The following is a 16,071-nucleotide window of genomic DNA, read 5'->3' as shown; positions in this document are numbered from 1 at the left end:
CCCACCAGGTACACCCCCGGCTCGGGGTGGGAGAGCTCGCGGTGGCCGTGCGGGTAGACGGTGCCGCAGGAGTGCTGGTTGGGGTCGATCAGCGGAGCCAGCGCGACGGGCGCCTGGAGGCGCTCGTCGAGGCCGAGGCGCAGTTCGTCGAGGAAGGACAGGTCGGGGCGGAAGCCGGTCAGTACGACCACCTCGTCGACCGGGTCCAGGCGGCGCCCGTCCTCGCCGACCAGGACGAGTCGCCCGTCGCCGTCGCGCTCGACCGCCTCGGTGCGGAAGCCGGTGACGGCGTCCGCGTGGCCGTCCTCGACGGCTGCCTTCGCCGCCAGGCCGAGCGCGCCGCGCGCCGGGAGCTGGTCGGCCTCGCCGCCGCCGAAGGTGGAGCCGGAGATGCCCCGGCGCAGGATCCACACGCCCTTCGTGCCCGCGCCGTCGCCGGACCCGGCGAGGTCGGCGAGGGAGGCGAGCGGTGAACGCCGAGGCGCCGGAGCCGATCACGGCGGTGCGCCTGCCCGCGTACCGGGCCCGGACGGCCGGGTCCCTCAGGTCCGGGACGCGGTAGGCGATCCGGTCGGCGGCCGCCCGCTCGCCGAGGGCGGCGAGGCCGCTGCCGCCCGCCGGGCCGGGGGTGGCCCAGGTGCCCGAGGCGTCGACGACGGCGCGGGCGAGGACGCGCTCCTCCCGGCCGTCGGCGCGCGTGACGTGCACGACGAACGGCTGCCGCTCGCGGTCGGCGTCGACGATCCGGTCCCGGCCGGCCCGTGAGACGCCGGTGACGGTGGCGCCGGTGCGGACCCGGTCGACGTCGACCTCAATGCCGAGCGGTGCTCCGCCACGGCGTGGCTCGATGCCCTCGGCACGGCCGTCCGCGAGCGGCTGGAAGGGGTCCGCGACGCCGCCTGCGTGCTCGGGCTCGGGGACTGGGACGGCCGCAACGTGAAGTTCCGCGACGGCCGGCCCTTCGCGGTCCACGACTGGGACAGCGTGGTCCACGAGCCCGAGGTGGTGATCGTCGGCCAGGCAGCCGCCGTGTTCGAGGGCGGGCCCACCGGTGCGGGCGCCTCGGTCGGACGGACGGCCGCCTTCCTGGAGGAGTACCAGACCGCGCGCGGACGGGCGCTGAGCGACGACGACCTGGAGCTGTGCTGGGCGGCGGGGCTGTGGGTGCGCGCTTTCAACGCGAAGAAGTTCCATCTCGACGGCTTCGACGCGGTGGGACGCGACGAGGCCGAGACGAGGACGAGGCACGCCGGGATGCGATGACGGTGGCCTCAAGGATGACTACGCGCCCGCTGACGGGACGACTGGTGTGCTCCTGCCCACGTCAGCGCGGCGTGCGAAGCCCTCGTCACCGGTGCCGCCGCTCCCCGCACCATCGGACGCGGTGAGTCGGCGAGGGGAATCGGGGGTGGACCCCGGCGACGAGGGGACCTTGGTCAGAGGCCGGAAGGGCATTCCCGCGGGGGTCGCTCCGGCCGGGCTCCCCGGGTCAGGCAGTGCGCCCGGGGAGCCGCCTCACGTGCTCCGGGCTTGGTCAGGCAGGCCGCCGGTCTCGCAGACGTGGCGGGCGACGTCGCGGAGCTTGACGTTGCGGTGCTGGGAATGGCGGCGCAGCGCGGCGAAGGCCTCCTCCTCGCTGTACTGGTGGGCGCCCATGAGGATGCCCATCGCCTCGCCGATCTGGTGGCGGGTGGCGACGGCGAGCTCCATCTGCGCGTGCGTGCGAGCGGTGGAGAGGGCGACGGCGGCGTGGGAGGCCAGCAGGACGCCCGCGGACTCGCTGTCGTCGGTGAAGGCGCCGGGGCGGTGGGAGTAGAAGTTGAGCGCGCCCAGGTCCTCGCCGTCGGTGTACAGCAGAAAGCCCATCATGCTGCCGACGCCCCGCTTCCGCGCGTGCGGCACGAAGCGCGGCCACCGCGAGGACTGCTCCGTGAGGTCGTGGATGCGGTAGACGCGCTCCCCTCGGGAGTGTCGGGCGGCGGCGAAGCACGGCCCCTCACCGAGGCGGGACTGCAGCCGGTCGAGTTCGGTGACGAGCGGCCGGGTCGGTGCCAGGGTCTGCGCCCGCCTGCCGACGAGGAGGATCCCCGCCGCGTCGCATCCCTCGACGAGGTCCGAGGCCGAGGCGGTGATCCTCTCCAGGGTCGAGTCCACGGTCGGCTGCATCAGCAGGTCGTGCGCCATCGCCGACATCTGCTGCGCGAACTTGTGCCAGTCCACCGAGGGGCCTCCTGTCCGGTCGCCTGTGACATGGCACCAGCACCGACCCGATGCCACACTCCTGCCGCGCTTCTTGCCCGAACCGGAAGCGTCATTCCCGCCCGCCCGCGGCGCGTGCCCGACCGGGCGCGGACGAGGCGGGAACCGGTCCGCGGGCGGCCGTCGCGGGCATTCGGGCGACGGCCCGACCGCCGCGCCCGAGCACGCCGCGCAACGTCCCCGGAGCGGGCGCGCCGACCCCGTCGCGTGCTGCGGGGCCCGGCCCGCGCCGGACGGGCCGCCGGGCCGCGGCCTCCGGCGACCGGTGGCTCAGGCGATGTGCGCAGTGTCGGAAGGAGGCGGTGCCGTGGCGGCGGCGAGCAGGCGGAGCATGGGCTGCTCGGTCAGGGCGCGGTGGAACCCGGCGAGCCCCTGGCTCAGCGCGGCGCGCTGGTGGGCGGGCATGGTGGCGATCGTCCTGACCAGCAGCTCGTCGCGGCGCTCGCGTATGCGGGCGAGGTGGGTGCGGCCGGCGGGGGTGGTGGTGAGGAGGACTTCGCGGCGGCTGTCGGAGCACGGCTCGCGCCGGACGAAGCCGAGGGCCTGGAGCCGGTCGACGAGACGGGAGACGGAGGGCGGCGCGGCGCCGAGGAGGTGGACGAGGGCGCGCATGCGGAGGCCGTTCTCACGGTCGACGAGGTACATCACCCGGAGCTGGGAGGCGGGGACGTTCGGGGGCGGGCTGTCGCTGCGGGCCTGCTCCCAGAGGATGTCGAGGAGTTCGACGATCTGACCGGCCTGCCGGGCCGCCGACTCGACGTCGTCCGGGCTCTTGACGGCGTCCGGGCTCTCGCGGGCATCCGGGCTCTCGCGGGCATCCGGGCTCTCGTGGGCATCCGGGCACGAAGGGCCGGGGGCGTGCTCGTTCATGGGGTGTCCCGTCCGGGGACCGCCTGGTCCCCGATTGTGGTGAGCACGCGCGGTCGTCATCAGACGTGGGCTCCGGGCCCCTCGGCGTCGGCGTCGGCCGGGCCGGACCCGGACACGCCGTCGTCCGGTGTCGAACGATACGCCCCCTGCGACGATCGGTTCTGAGGGCCGGATCGGGCGCGGTGGTCGGGCACGAGGTGGTCCAGGGTGCCGGTGACCGTCAGCATCCTCTCCAGGACCGGGGGCCGGTTCGCCAGGTGCAGGCGGACGCCCGCCGCGGTGGCGCGGCGGTGGAGCATCAGCAGGGTCGCCAGGCCCATGGAGTCCAGGCCCTCGAGTCCCGCGCAGTCCAGCCGCAGCGCCCGTACGCGGGGCGTGGCCGCGAGCCGCGCGCCGGCGTGGTCGAGGAACCGGTCGCAGTTCCCGTGGTCCAGGTATCCGCGCAGTTCCAGGCGCAGGACGCCGTCGTCCGCGGCGGTGGTCGTCTCGGGGTCCAGGGGGTGGGGCATGGTGGTCACGGAGCGGTCCTGGGGTCGGCGGCGTACGGGGGCTGCTCCGCCCCGGTGAGGTGGGCGGTGGCCTGGCCGAGGACGGCGCAGGCGCGTTCGAAGTCCTTCAGCTCCTCGCCGAGGATCTGCAGGGCGGGGATCAGGGACCGGGCGGGGACGCCGCGGGCGGTCAGCACGGAGGCGGTCCAGGTCAGGAAGCGGGTGTAGAGGGCGGGGTCGTCGACGTACAGGGCGACCGCGAGGAAGTCCACGAGGTGCGCGATGTCCTCGGCCGTCCGCGCCCGCTGCACGACCGTGTACCCGCTCATGGCGGGGAAACGGTTCGCCAGTGAGCTCATGACGGTGCGGACCAGGGCGGTGCGGGTGCGGGCGACCATCGTGTACTCCTGGTCGGCCAGGTGCGGGAGGTCGTCGATCGGCTGATGCGCCGAAGCCGGCCGCGGCAGCGGGGAGCCCTCGAGGCGGTCGGCGGCTGCGGCGGCGTCCGGTGCCCAGGCGTCCGCGCCGAGGAGGCGGGCGTACTCGCCGTGGGGGCCGAAGGCGGCACCGCCGACCAGGACCGGGGTACCGGTCGCCTGCACCGCGGTGATCGCGGCGTGGGCGAGCGGCAGCCGGGTGGGGATGGAGCTGGACAGGGCGACGAGGTCGGGGCCGGTCTGGTGGATGTGGGTGATCAGGTGCTCGGTGGGGACCTGCGCGCCGAGGTAGTCGACGCGCCACCCGCGCAGTCGCAGGACCTCCGCGACGAGCCGGGCGGGAAGGCTGTGCCACTCCTCGTCGACGCACGCCACCAGGACCTTCCCCCGGGCGTCGGCGGTGCGGGCGGCGTAGTGGAGGGACAGGGCGGCCAGCGCCCGGTCGTTGATCGCGGTCGCGGCGTGCTCCTGCGCGACCGTGATCCGGTTCGCGGCCCACTCCTCCCCGACCTTCCGCTGCACCGGGGCGATCAGGTCCAGCAGCACCCGCTCCGCCGGCGTGCCGTCCTTGAGCGCGGCGAACAGGACGGCGGTCGCGGCGTGCTCGTCACCGCGGGAGACGGCGTCCCACAGGGCGTCGACCGCGTCGCGGGGGGCTGTGGCGGTGGTGCTCATGCGGTGAACCGTCCGCGGGTGTGGCCGTCGACGGCACTGAGGTGGTGGGTGCGGGGGGCGGCGATGACCATGATCGCCATGTCGTCGTGCACCCGCCCGCCCAGCCACTGCGAGGCCAGCATCTGCACGTGCTCCACGACCGCGTCGGCCGGCATCGCCGCGCACTGTGCCAGGGCCTCCTTCAGCCGCTCGTCGCCGAACAGCTCGTCGCCGAGCGGGCCCCCCTTGGCCTCGGTGATGCCGTCGGTGAACAGCACGCAGAACTCGCCCGGCAGCAAAATCGCCTCGACCGTCGTCGAGCGCACCTCGGGCAGCACCCCGATCAGCATGCCCCGCGACACGACCTCCTGGACGGAGCCGTCCTGACGGACGATCAGCGCCGGGGGGTGGCCGGCGCTCGTCACCCGCAGGCGCACCGATCCCGCCTCCCGCACCGCGGAGGCCAGGACCATCGTCGCGAACCGGGTGTGGTGGGAGTTGACCAACGCCCCGTTCAGGAGACCGAGAACCCGCTGGTGGTCGTCCGCCATGGGCAGCAGCGCGTGGAGCGTGTTGCGGATCTTCCCCGTGAGGACGGCCGCCTCCATCCCCTTGCCGCACACGTCACCCAGCACCGCGAACGACGGCTCACCCGCGGTGGCGGCGGGGTGGACGTCGTAGAAGTCCCCGCCGATCCGCTCGTGGTCCTGGGAGGGCCGGTAGCCGCCGGCGAAGTCCACCCCGTCGACCTGGTGCAGCACCGGGGGCAGCAGCTCCCGCATCAGCGTCCGCGTCAGCGACGACTGCTCCGCGTACAGGCGCGCCGCCGACAGTGCGGCACCGGCGCGGGCGGCGAAGAGGCGGGCGAAGACCTCCTCGCTCTCCGAGAAGGCCTGCTCGCCGCCGCGTCGCAGCAGCACCAGGGCACCGGCGGGGACACCGTGCCCCGGCAGCGGCGTGATCACGATCGACCCCACGGTCCCGAACCCGTCGGGGATCAGCCAGGACGGGGCGCCGGCGGGGTCTATCCACCGCGAGGGCACCGGCGGGAACCCCTGCAGCGCCTCCGCCAGACCCGGTACGTCCTCCGGATCGACCGCCTGCTCCGACCGGACCGGCGTCCCGCCCCGCAGGCAGGACACGACGGGCAGCTTGCGGCCGCTGCGCGGCGCGATCACCAGGGCCCCGTCCGCGAGGTGCTCGGCGGCGAGTCGTGCGGTGACGTCCATGCACCGCTCCAGGTTCAGGGAGGAAAGAAGGGCGTTCGACGCCTCGGCGAGGAACGCGGTGCGCTCCCGCTCCATCCGCAGCGCCTCGCGGGCCAGCCGGTGGTCGGTGTCGTCCACCAGCCACCACACGACGGTCCCGTCGTCCGCCGGGGTGGGGTGGGCCTCGAAGCTGCGGTCTCCCACCTCGCCCCGCACCACCGTGCGGTCGTCCGTGGAGGCGCTGACCTGACGGTCGTGGGCCCCGGCCAGCCACCCGGGAGCGCACCCGTGCAGGGGCACGCCGGGGGCGATGCCGGGAAAGAGGGCGTCGGCGTGGTCGTTGGCGTGCACGACCGCCCCGGCCCGGTCGGCGATCAGCACCGGGTAGGGAACCGACGTCCAGACCGCGGCCGCCGGGGCGGAAGCACGAAGGGTCTGGGCCTGGTCGGTGGAAGTCATCCGGGAGGGCCCGCTGTGCGAACCCCTCACCTCATCTGATCGAAAGTATTGCCGTTCGGCAACCGTCCCCTACTCGGAGGGCCGCTGGCAAGCCACCTTCTTCGCCGATCCGCGAAAACGCCGCGAGATGTGCAGAAAGGGGCCACGCTTCCGTGAGGAACGCCACCCGACGGCCGCCGTGACGTCACTTTCCTCAGGACCGCACGCAGCTCAGGGCCCTGCGGCCGGAACGTGCGGCCGTTGACTCCCGGGCGGCGGACACACGGTGAAGATGTTGCGCAGACTCCGGAAATGCTACCCAAGGCCTCTGCGACGGGTCCTCCAGGTCGCGCCGGACCGTCTCGAACACCGCCGACCCCTGCCCCGCACCGACGGCACTCGGACCACTTGCGCCCGTTCCCGCCCGCCTCGCGACGCGCAGTCGCCGCGCCCTCCCGATGACGCCGAGCCCGGCGGCTTCGGCGTCCTGACGCCCCGACCGCCGGCGAGCACAATCATTGACCCGCAGGGTCGGGTCCGACGATTCGCCGGCCCGGGGCCGCGGGGCCGTCCGGGCGAGCGTGCCCCCGGTGCGGAGCGTCCGTTCGACGAGGTTCTTCCTCGCGCGTCCGAGCAGGCGCGTCCTCTCTCCCGCGACCCGGTCGCCCGTACGGCCAGGCGCGGCACCGCTGCCACCCTCCTGCCGCGCTGGATGATCTGCCCACGGCACGACGCGCACCCGCGCTTGCCGTTTCGTGCGCCGTTCTCGCAGCCGATGAGGAGCAGCCCCGTGCAGCAGTCCGACGAGCCGGCCGTCCGCGTCACGCCGATGACGATCCGTCACCTCCCCGACGTCCTCGACCTGGGCCACCGCGCGTTCGGCACCGGCGTCAAGCCGTACACGGGGTGGTCCCTGTCGGCTGCGGCCGTCCACGTCGAGGCGCCCGAGCCCGCCTGCTTCGTCGCGCTGCGGGGCGACGAGCTGTGCGGCTTCGTGCTGGGGTCCATGACCTTCGAGCAGCGTGCGGACTGGGGCTACCTGGAGTGGATCGCCGTCGGTCCCGCCGCCCGCGGCCAGGGGGTGGCCGGCCGCCTGGTCACCGCCTGCCGGGAGCGGCTCGAAGCGCTCGGGGCGGCGGCCGTCATCACCGACGTCGAGGCCCGCAACGAGGCCTCGACCGCCCTGATGCACCGGCACGGCTTCGAGGTGAGGGCGACGGTCAACCTGCTGGTGCACACCACGCGCCCCGCTGGCCTCGCGCAGCCCCACCCCCTCAGCCGCTCGCGCCGGAGCGCCGCCCTGGGCTGACCCGGGCGGGCGCGGGGAGACCGCCGGGCTCGGTCCGCGCGGGCCGAACGGTCACCGGAGGGTGCCGACATCGGCTCCGGTGGGAGGGGTGCGTTCCCAGGACGTGGTGGACCGGTTCCAGCGGATCAGGCCGCGCTCGGCGAACGCGTCGAGCCAGCCGGTCATCGGCCACCACCCCCAGCGGCGGTGGAAGAGGCGGGCGTTGCGCAGGATGTCGTCGAGATGACGCACCGGCGGGCTGGAGACCGGATGGTGCTGGTGGAACGCGGGCGCCCCGCCCACCCAGGTGAGGGGGACCCCCGCGGCCCGGGCCCGTTGGCCGTAGTCGGTGTCCTCGCCGCCGTACCCCTCGTACTCCTCGCCGAAGCCTCCGACGGCGTGCCAGGTCTCGGCGGTCAGGGCGAAGGACAGCGACCAGAACAGCGGGTGGTCCGCGCTCCGGCGGGTCTCGTCCGGGGCCGGGGACGGCCGGGCGGGGTGGGGTGCGGCGAGCGCCGGCAGGTCGGCCAGGCGGTAGCCCGCCGGGGGCGGGGGCGGCAGGTAGGCGACCGTGCCGCACAGGAGGGAGCGGCGGTGGGCCGGATCGCGGGCCACCTGTGCGTACCGTTCGAGGAGCCGCTCGCCGGGGGCGCAGTCGACGTCCAGGAAGACCAGCAGGTCGGCGCCGCGGTCCAGGGCGTGGACGGCCCCGAGGTTCCGGGCCCGGGCCAGCGGCAGGACCCCGTCGCGCACCGGGCAGTCGACGACCGTCGCGGCGGGCGGGCGGCCGGCGAGGACGGCGCCCAGGCCCGCGTCGTCCATGGCGACGACGACGTACTGGTGCGGCGCGCGCGAGCCGGCCGCGAGCGCGGCCTGCTGCAGCGCGAGATGCCGGTGGCGGCCGGCCGCGAGGGTGATCACAGCAATCCGCGTCACGGGGTCGGCCCCCCTCCGGCCGCGGCGGCCAGAGCGGCCGCGGCCCTCGCGGCACCGTCACCCGGCGACCAGCGCGACCACCGGTCCCCACCCTGCTCGCGGGCCCGCTCCAGCAGCGCGGGCCACTCCTCGGCCGCCGGCCACCGGGGGACGACCGTGCAGAGCCGGCCACGCGTCAGGGCCCGCCCCGTCGCGGCCTGTTCGCCGAAGGGCCGCTCCTGCGGGACGACGACCGCGGGGCGGCGCGCCGCCGCGCACTCGGCCACGGCGTTCTGCCCCGCATGGGTGACCACGACGTCCGCCGCGCACAGCGCGGGCCACGGGTCGGGCGACCACGTGCCGTCCGGGCCGCCGAGCGTCGTCCACTCCCAGCCGGGGGTCGCCGCCCGCGCGGCCTTCACCTCGCCGGGCGAGACGTCGCTCCCGCCCGACCCCATCAGCAGCAGCACCCGCCGAGGGCGCCCCGACCCCCCGGGGCCCTCGGTCGGGCCGGGACGCGGACGGCCGTCGAAGCGCGAGAACGCGCCGGTGTGGAGGGTCCTGGCCCGCCAGTGCGCCGGCCAACCGGGCTCCGGCAGTGCGGCCGGCCAGGGGGCGAGGAGCAGGTCGGCCAGGTCGTAGGCGGTCCGGTGCGGGACGTCGGTCCGCTCGCCGCGCAGGGCGACCACCGCGGTGGGGACGCCCATCAGCCGTACGAGCAGGGCCACTTCGACGGAGACGTCGGACACCACCAGGCGGGGCGCGGCGGACTCGACCCACCGGGCGAGCAGGGCCGTGCGCCCGCGCAGCCCGGCGTGCCGGAGCGGCGCCCAGTGCAGTCGGCCGCCCGCCGTCACGTCCCCGAAGGTCGCGGGGTCCCCGTCGTCGTCCCGCGGCAGGCGCACCCAGGGGCCGGGCCAGTCGTCGGGGGCGGGCAGGGTGGACAGGCCGGTCACGGGCAGGGCGAGCCGCGCGGCGATGCCGAGGGCGCGGTGCAGGTGGCCGCTGCCCTGGTGGTGCACGTAGTAGCCGATCACGCCGAGACCGTCCGGTAGATGCGCTCGTAAGTGCGGGTCATGGCCTCCACGGAGCAGAACGTCTCCGCGTGCCGCCGGGCGGCGGCCCGGGACAGGCCGATCGCGGGCTCGACGGCCTCGGCGAGCGCCGCGCTGTCGCCGGGCGGTACGAGCCGGGCGCAGTCCTCGGTGACGATCTCCGGCAGCGCGCCCCGGGCGAACCCGCACACCGGTGTGCCGCAGGCCAGCGCCTCCGCCGTCACCAGTCCGTACGGTTCGTCCCAGCAGGGGGTGACGACGGCCGCCGCCGAGGAGCCGACCAGCTCGCACAGGTCAGGCTGGGAGAGGTGGCCCGCGTAGGTGACGGTGCGGTCCAGCCGGGGGCGGACGAGGGCCTCGAAGTACGCGGTGTCTCCGACGGGCCCCGCCAGGCGCAGCCCCCGCCCGGCCAGCCGAGCGGCCTCGATCGCCAGGTGGGGGCCCTTCTCGGGCACGATCCGGCCCGTCCACACCAGGTCCTCCCCGCCGGGGCCCGGGTGCCAGCGCGCGACGTCGACGCCGTTGTGCACCACGGTGGCGCGGGGCACCACGTGCCGCCACGCGGCGGCGGTGTGGTCGCTGACCGCGCTGAACCGCACCGGGCAGTCCGGCGCCATCTGGATGGCCGACTCCAGCCACGGCGTGGGCGGCGTGTGCAGGGTGGTGACCAGCGGGACGGAGAGGGCTGCGGCCATCGCCACCGGCAGGTGGTGCAGGCTGTTGTTGTGCACGACGTCGTACCGCGCGGGTCCGCGCGCGAGGTCGAGCATCAGCTCCAGATAGGCGTGGTGCTCCGCCATCCGGTGCGGGGCCACCATGCTGCTGTCGTCGCGGGCGGCCTCGCTGATCAGCATCGGACGCGTCGGCATCTCGACCGCCCCCAGCGCGGGGTCGGAGCCGGGCCCCGCGTAGACGGTGACCTGGTGGCCGCGCGCGCTCAGTGCCCTGGAGAGCGTCCAGGTGTGCGCCTCGAGGCCGCCGGCGAAGGGGTCGCGGATCGGATGCCGCGCGGAGGCGATCAGGGCGATCCGCAACGGGGCGGGCGTCACAGCAGGCCCGCGTAGAGCGCTTCGTGGTCCTGCGCCAGCCGGACGCGCTCGGCGGGGCGCTGCGCCGGGTCCGCCCGCCAGGCGGGCCGCTCCTCGTAGGCGGTGCGCACCGCTGCCGAGCGACGCCGCGTCCAGGCCCCGCCGGTCGTGGCCGTAGGTGAGGCAGGGCCGCTGCTGCGCGTAGAACCCGCAGGACGGGGCGAGGACGGTGGTCCCCAGGTCGTGGCACGCCTCCAGCCAGCCGGAGTGGGTGCCGAACCGGTAGGGCAGCACGGACACGTCGAGCCCGATGAGGTAGTCCCACAGGGCGTCGTCGTCGAAGTAGTCGTGGACGCTCAGCTCCAGGCGCTCCGCGGCCTCCATCGCGCGCAGCTCGTCGAGCACGCCGGGTGCGTACCAGTGGCTCGCGGGGTCGTCGACCTCCGGGTGGCAGTCGACGCGCAGCACCGCGTCGGGCAGCGGCGACAGCTCCTCGGCGAGCACCCGGACCACGGGCAGCGGATCCATGTTGGGGCGGATGCTCTTGGCGTGCACACCGACGGTGAAGGTGTCCCGCGCGGGCCGGGGCCGGACCAGATCCGGCGGTTCGACCACGTGCGGGTGCGGGAGGACCAGCGCGGTGCGGCCCCAGCGTGCGGCGATCTCCTCGGCGGCGCCGGGGGTGAGGGTGATGAGCCGGTCCGCGGCGGGGACCAGCACGTCCAGCTGCGCCCGGTGCTCGCCCTCGTCGTGGTGGTGGGGGTTGGCGAGGTCGTGGACGGTGTAGACGAGTGGTTTGCCGTGGCGGCGCAGGGTGCCGACGAACTCCCGCAGGGCCTCGGGGCTCTGTGCGTCGAAGCCGAAGTGGAGGTGGAACACGTCGAAGCCGTCGGCGTGGTCGTCGACCCAGGCCGGGTCGAGCATGGCCGGCGGCCACCACGTCCGGGAGCCGCTGGGGGCCCCGCAGGGGCGCGGGTCGCTCAGGCGTACGACGCGGTCGCCTCCGGGCGGGGACAGGTGCCGCACGTACACGTGCCCGGCGGGGACCGAGGCGACCCGGATGGGTCCGGCCCGTCCGAGCGCGCGGCCGGTCCGCGGGTTCGGGCCGGCACCCGGCCCCGGGCCGGCTCGAGCGCGCGGGATGTCTGCTGGTCCGGTCACAGCTCTCTCGTTGTACCTCATGGATGACGGGTGCCCCTTTTCCACGAGTTCTCGCAGAACCGCACGTCACATCGCCCGTCCGGTTCCCGAGCACCCCCTCGCGCGGCCCGGGCGGGCCCGCGCGACCCGTCCCGGCCGAGGCCGTCCGGAGGCCTGGCGCGACGGCCGCGGCGGTCGGACGGCGGTAGGGAGCCGACCCGGGGGAAGGAGTGCGGGAGACTCTCCAGGAGGTCAGGGTGGCAGACGACGGATTCGGGTTGGCGGGTGTGCTGGCCGCAGTGGAGGACGCCTCGCCGGTGGCCTCGCTCGACGTGGTGGCGCGCAACCTGCGGGACCGGTTCGGCGCCGGGTACGTGTCCTTCCTGTGCACGGACGTCGTGGGCCGGAAGGTGGTGCGGGTCACCGAGGAGGTCGTCACCCACGAGGGCCGCCGGCCCGACGAGATCCCGCTGGACGGCAGCGTCTACGAACGGGTGCTGCGCACCCAGGAGGTGGTCCGGGAGGACGGCGAAGGGTCCGGGCAGCGCGTCCTCGCCCCGGTCAGCAACCGGGGCGACGCCATCGGCATCCTCGAACTGCACCTGCCCGAGGCCGGCCCCGGCGTCCTGGAGCAGATCGAGGAGGCCGCGCACGCGCTCGCCTACATCGTCGTCACCGACCGCCGCTTCACCGACCTCTACCACTGGGGCCAGCGCACCACCCCCGTCAGCCTCGCCGCCGAGATCCAGCGCCAGCTCCTGCCCACCGCGCCCTCCTGCGAGGCCGCCGAGTTCGCCCTCGCCTGCGCGCTGGTCCCGGCCGACTCCGTCGCGGGCGACACCTACGACTACACCCTCGACCACGACACCCTGCACCTGTCGCTGACCGACGCGATGGGCCACGACACCGAGTCGGCGCTCCTGTCCACCATCGCCGTCAACGCCTCCCGCGGCGCCCGCCGCGCCGGTGCCGGGTTGGCCGAGCAGGCGCACCGGATCGACCAGGCCCTCATCGACCACGGCCGGCAGACGTTCGCCACCGGCCAGTTGGTCCGCATCGCCCTGGACGGCTCCGGCGCCCAGCTCGTGAACGCCGGCCACGTGTGGCCGCTGTACCTGCGCGACGGCGCCGTCCGTGAACTGCGGCCGGCGGTGAACCTGCCGTTCGGCATCACCCCGGCCAAGCAGTACCGGGTGCAGGACCTCGACTGCCGCCCCGGGGACCGCTTCGTCTTCTACACCGACGGCATGCAGGAGCGCCGTGCGGAGGTGGTCGACCTCCCCGGCCTGATCCGCGCCTCCGCCGACGAGCACCCCCGCGAGGTGGTCCGCCTGCTCACCTCCGCCGTCGGCGACGCCTGCCAGGGGCGGCTCGCCGACGACGCCACCGTCATGTGCCTCGACTGGCACGGCCCCCGAGACGGCTCCTGACCGCGACCCTGCGCCCCCGTCCGCCCCGTCGCCGCGCACCCCGCCCGTAGCCTGCCGTTGCGGCTCCTCCGCCCGGCCCCCGGCCCCCGGGCTCCTCGCGGGGCCGTCCGCCGCAGCGGTCCGGCGTACGCCTCTGCGCGGTCTGTGCGCCCCCGCGCCGAGGTTCGTCCGCGCCGCGGGTGGGAGATAACGGCAGAGGTACGGAGCCAGACACCGGGTGAGGAAGGACTCCGCATGGCGCCTCAGACACTCATCGAACCGGGACGGCTGAACGCGATAGCCAAGATCCTGGACCGGGCCGGCGGCCACCTCAGCTCCGCCGTCGACCCCTCCGCCCGCCCGCTCGCCCAGGACCGGCAGGGCGCGGCCACGATCGACGGACTGCTCGCGCTCTCCCGCAGCGCCTCCCACGACGTGGTCCGCGCCGTGCAGCTCGCGGGCGGCGGCGACCTCCCCAGGGCACTGGCCCACCTGGAGTCCGCGCGCACGGTCTCCGACACCTACCCCGCGTCCGTCTCCGCCCTCCCGCAGCCGCTGCCCTCCGGCGTGCGCACGGCACTCCAACTCCTGCGGGGCATCACCGGGTTCTTCACCGCGGAGACCGAGGCGGCCTTCGTCCGGGCCCTCAGCATCGACGGGGGCCGAGCCGCCTGAGCCCCCGCGCCGAGATCCGCCGTCAGGCCGAGGCCGGCACCGGCACCGCGTGTCCGGTCACCCGCACCCGCCGTGAGGCGGGGTCCACGGTGACGGTGAGCACGCTGGGGCGCCCCATGTCCTCGCCCTGGTCGACGACGATCCGCCCGTCGGCGGGGGCGAGTCCGAGATCCCGCAGGTAACCGCCGAACGCGGCCGCGGCCGCGCCGGTCGCCGGGTCCTCGACCACCCCGCCGACCGGGAACGGGTCGCGGGCCGCGTACCGCGAGGGCGAGAGGCGGTGCACCAGCTGCACGGTGGTCCACCCGTGACGGCGCATCACCGCGGCCAGCTCGCCGAAGTCGTAGTCGAGGTCGGCGAGCCGCTCCCGGGTGCCGGCCGCCAGGATCAGGTGGTGGTTCCCGCCGAACGCGACGTGCGGTGGCAGCGCCGGGTCGAGGTCGTCGGCCCGCCAGCGCAGCGCGGCCAGTGTCGCGCCCTGCTCCTCGGCCGTGGCCGGGCGGGTCCGGGTGGGGACGCTGGTCAGCGTCGCCTCGACCGCCCCGGCCGCCGTCGCGACCGTGTCGAGCGCGATCTCGCCCGCCGCGGTCGTGAACACGATGGGTCCCACGCCGACGCGCTCGGAGAGCGCGACCGCCGTCGCGACGGTGGCGTGCCCGCAGAAGTCGACCTCCGCGAGCGGGCTGAAGTAGCGGAGGGTGTACCTGCGGGCGTCCGGATCGGACGCGGTCACGAACGCCGTCTCGGAGTAGCCGACTTCGGCGGCGACCGCCAGCATCGCCTCGGCGTCGAGCGCCGACGCGTCGAGGACGACACCGGCGGGGTTGCCGCCGGACGGATCGGTGGTGAATGCGGTGTAGCGCAGGACGGGGGAGCGGAGGGCGGTCGGGGCGGGGGCGTCGTCTGTGGTCATGACTCCACCCTGGCAGCACCCCGTCATGAAGAGAAGCGATGATTTTCGATATCCCCCATCGGCTTGTCCGATGGCGGATACGCTCGGACGGTGGAGACCCAACTGATCCGGACGTTCCTCACCGTCGCCCGTACCCGGAACCTCACCGCCGCCGCCGGCGAACTGCACCTGTCGCAGTCGACGGTGACCGCGCAGGTCCAGGCCTTGGAGAAGACGCTCGACACCCGCCTCTTCGACCGGGTCCCGCGCGGTGCGCACCTCACCGACGCCGGGCGCCGCCTGCTGCCCGCCGCGGAGGCGGTGCAGGACGCGGAGTCGCGGCTACGGGCGGCCGCCCGTGCCGACGCCGCTCCCGAAGGTGTCGTCGCCGTCGCCGCGGGGGACACGCTCTGTTCGCTGCACCTGCCGCGGGTCATCGCCGCCCTGCGCGCCTCCCACCCCGGGATCGGCGTGCACCTGCAGCCCGCCGGCACCCGCGCCGCGCTCGACGCGCTCCGCAGCGGCCGGGCCGACCTCGCCCTGCTCCTCGAGGACACCGTGGAGCACCCGGACGTACGGACCGAGATCGTCGCCAGGGAGCCGCTGCAGTTCGTCGGCCCGCCCGGCCACCCGCTCACCACCCGCGGCATCCCGGCGACCTGGCCGGAACTGGCCGCCGAGGACGTGTACCTGCACGAGGAGGGCTGCTCCTACAGCGACCGGATCGCCGCACGGCTCCGGGCGACCGCCGTCACGGGCCGCCTGCTGACCCGCCTCGGCAGCAGCGAGGCCGTCCGCAACTGCGTCGCCGCCGGCCTCGGCATCAGCGTCCTGCCCCGCTCGGCCGTCCACCACGCCCTCGCCGCCGGCACGCTGCGACCCGTCGACGGTCCCGCCGTGGACGACGTCCCCGTCCAACTCGCCCGCCACCGCACCCGCTTCACCTCCCCGGCCGCCCGGGTGGTCGCCGCGGCCCTGACCGCCCACTTCGCCCCCACCTGAGCGGTCCGCCTCCCTCCCGTCTGCGGAGGCGTCATGGGCGCCGGAGACTCCCGCACAGCGCCGTCCTCCCCGACCGCCGCCGCACACCGTCGCGTTCGGCTCGTTCGAGCCCCTGTGCCGCGACGCCTCCCCGGACCGCGCGCCGGCGCGTGGACAGCCGCGGGGAGGAGACTTCGCGAAGGGCCCCGTCGCCGACGGGGCACCCCCCCCCCCCGGGGGCCCGGGGCGCCCCCCCAACCCCCCCGGGTGAGCCCCACCCCCCGGGGGGGGGGGGGGAGGCCCCGGGGGGTATAAAAAAAAACCCAGCCCCCCA

Annotated in this window: 14 protein-coding genes and 1 pseudogene; 5 read left to right on the top strand and 10 right to left on the bottom strand. The window is 75.4% G+C overall.

The window, feature by feature from the left end:
• Window positions 1–801: pseudogene (locus tag ACFWEG_RS21065) on the bottom strand (flavoprotein); the annotation flags it as partial.
• A 102-nt stretch (window positions 802–903) separates the two neighbouring features.
• Here ACFWEG_RS21065 and ACFWEG_RS21060 point away from each other — a divergent pair.
• The gene (locus tag ACFWEG_RS21060) at window positions 904–1,263 is read left to right on the top strand and encodes a hypothetical protein (RefSeq protein WP_387217314.1); all 360 of its coding nucleotides are present in this window, start codon (window positions 904–906) and stop codon (window positions 1,261–1,263) included.
• Window positions 1,264–1,515: 252 nt separating this feature from the next.
• On the opposite strand, the gene ACFWEG_RS21055 is transcribed toward ACFWEG_RS21060, so the two are convergent.
• The 5 genes from ACFWEG_RS21055 to ACFWEG_RS21035 all read right to left on the bottom strand — a co-directional run bounded on the left by ACFWEG_RS21055 (window position 1,516) and on the right by ACFWEG_RS21035 (window position 6,375).
• On the bottom strand, window positions 1,516–2,220 hold the full coding sequence (locus tag ACFWEG_RS21055) for a GAF and ANTAR domain-containing protein (protein ID WP_387217309.1): 705 nt from the start codon (window positions 2,218–2,220) through the stop codon (window positions 1,516–1,518).
• Between the two features lie 309 nt (window positions 2,221–2,529).
• Window positions 2,530–3,129, bottom strand: coding sequence for a MarR family winged helix-turn-helix transcriptional regulator (locus tag ACFWEG_RS21050; protein ID WP_387217306.1), 600 nt, complete (start codon window positions 3,127–3,129; stop codon window positions 2,530–2,532).
• Window positions 3,130–3,188: 59 nt separating this feature from the next.
• The gene (locus ACFWEG_RS21045) at window positions 3,189–3,638 is read right to left on the bottom strand and encodes an STAS domain-containing protein (RefSeq protein ID WP_387217311.1); all 450 of its coding nucleotides are present in this window, start codon (window positions 3,636–3,638) and stop codon (window positions 3,189–3,191) included.
• A gap of 5 nt (window positions 3,639–3,643) precedes the next feature.
• Window positions 3,644–4,729 (bottom strand): B12-binding domain-containing protein, encoded by a 1,086-nt coding sequence (locus ACFWEG_RS21040; protein ID WP_387217303.1) that lies wholly within the window; start codon window positions 4,727–4,729, stop codon window positions 3,644–3,646.
• On the bottom strand, window positions 4,726–6,375 hold the full coding sequence (locus ACFWEG_RS21035) for a PP2C family protein-serine/threonine phosphatase (protein WP_387217300.1): 1,650 nt from the start codon (window positions 6,373–6,375) through the stop codon (window positions 4,726–4,728). Before ACFWEG_RS21035 ends, ACFWEG_RS21040 begins: the two co-directional genes overlap by 4 nt.
• Before the next feature lie 769 nt (window positions 6,376–7,144).
• Here ACFWEG_RS21035 and ACFWEG_RS21030 point away from each other — a divergent pair.
• Window positions 7,145–7,663 (top strand): GNAT family N-acetyltransferase, encoded by a 519-nt coding sequence (locus ACFWEG_RS21030; RefSeq protein ID WP_387217297.1) that lies wholly within the window; start codon window positions 7,145–7,147, stop codon window positions 7,661–7,663.
• Between the two features lie 51 nt (window positions 7,664–7,714).
• Here ACFWEG_RS21030 and ACFWEG_RS21025 read toward each other — a convergent pair whose 3' ends face one another.
• Genes ACFWEG_RS21025 through ACFWEG_RS21015 form a run of 3 tightly spaced genes read right to left on the bottom strand, consistent with a single transcriptional unit; the run spans window position 7,715 to window position 11,564 of the window.
• Complete coding sequence (locus ACFWEG_RS21025) at window positions 7,715–8,578, bottom strand: glycosyltransferase family 2 protein (protein ID WP_387217295.1); 864 nt, start codon at window positions 8,576–8,578, stop codon at window positions 7,715–7,717.
• The gene (locus tag ACFWEG_RS21020) at window positions 8,575–9,594 is read right to left on the bottom strand and encodes a glycosyltransferase (protein ID WP_387217293.1); all 1,020 of its coding nucleotides are present in this window, start codon (window positions 9,592–9,594) and stop codon (window positions 8,575–8,577) included. The genes ACFWEG_RS21025 and ACFWEG_RS21020 overlap by 4 nt, the downstream gene beginning before the upstream one ends.
• Window positions 9,591–11,564 carry a glycosyltransferase gene (locus tag ACFWEG_RS21015; RefSeq protein ID WP_387217291.1) on the bottom strand — a complete coding sequence of 658 codons (1,974 nt, stop codon included), beginning with the start codon at window positions 11,562–11,564 and terminating at the stop codon, window positions 9,591–9,593. The genes ACFWEG_RS21020 and ACFWEG_RS21015 overlap by 4 nt, the downstream gene beginning before the upstream one ends.
• A gap of 473 nt (window positions 11,565–12,037) precedes the next feature.
• Here ACFWEG_RS21015 and ACFWEG_RS21010 point away from each other — a divergent pair, with 473 nt between their 5' ends.
• Window positions 12,038–13,210 (top strand): PP2C family protein-serine/threonine phosphatase, encoded by a 1,173-nt coding sequence (locus tag ACFWEG_RS21010; RefSeq protein WP_387217289.1) that lies wholly within the window; start codon window positions 12,038–12,040, stop codon window positions 13,208–13,210.
• Between the two features lie 234 nt (window positions 13,211–13,444).
• Window positions 13,445–13,864, top strand: a complete 420-nt coding sequence (locus ACFWEG_RS21005; protein WP_387217287.1) for a hypothetical protein — start codon at window positions 13,445–13,447, stop codon at window positions 13,862–13,864.
• 22 nt (window positions 13,865–13,886) lie between these two features.
• On the opposite strand, the gene ACFWEG_RS21000 is transcribed toward ACFWEG_RS21005, so the two are convergent.
• The gene (locus tag ACFWEG_RS21000; RefSeq protein WP_387217285.1) at window positions 13,887–14,777 is read right to left on the bottom strand and encodes a PhzF family phenazine biosynthesis isomerase; all 891 of its coding nucleotides are present in this window, start codon (window positions 14,775–14,777) and stop codon (window positions 13,887–13,889) included.
• A gap of 90 nt (window positions 14,778–14,867) precedes the next feature.
• Between ACFWEG_RS21000 and ACFWEG_RS20995 the strand changes: the two genes are divergently transcribed.
• Complete coding sequence (locus ACFWEG_RS20995) at window positions 14,868–15,758, top strand: LysR family transcriptional regulator (RefSeq protein WP_387217283.1); 891 nt, start codon at window positions 14,868–14,870, stop codon at window positions 15,756–15,758.
• The last annotated feature ends 313 nt before the right edge of the window (window positions 15,759–16,071 follow it).

This window comes from Streptomyces sp. NPDC060194 (assembly GCF_042728285.1).
Classification (GTDB): Bacteria; Actinomycetota; Actinomycetes; order Streptomycetales; family Streptomycetaceae; genus Streptomyces.
This window is presented reverse-complemented; position numbering and strand designations above follow the sequence as displayed.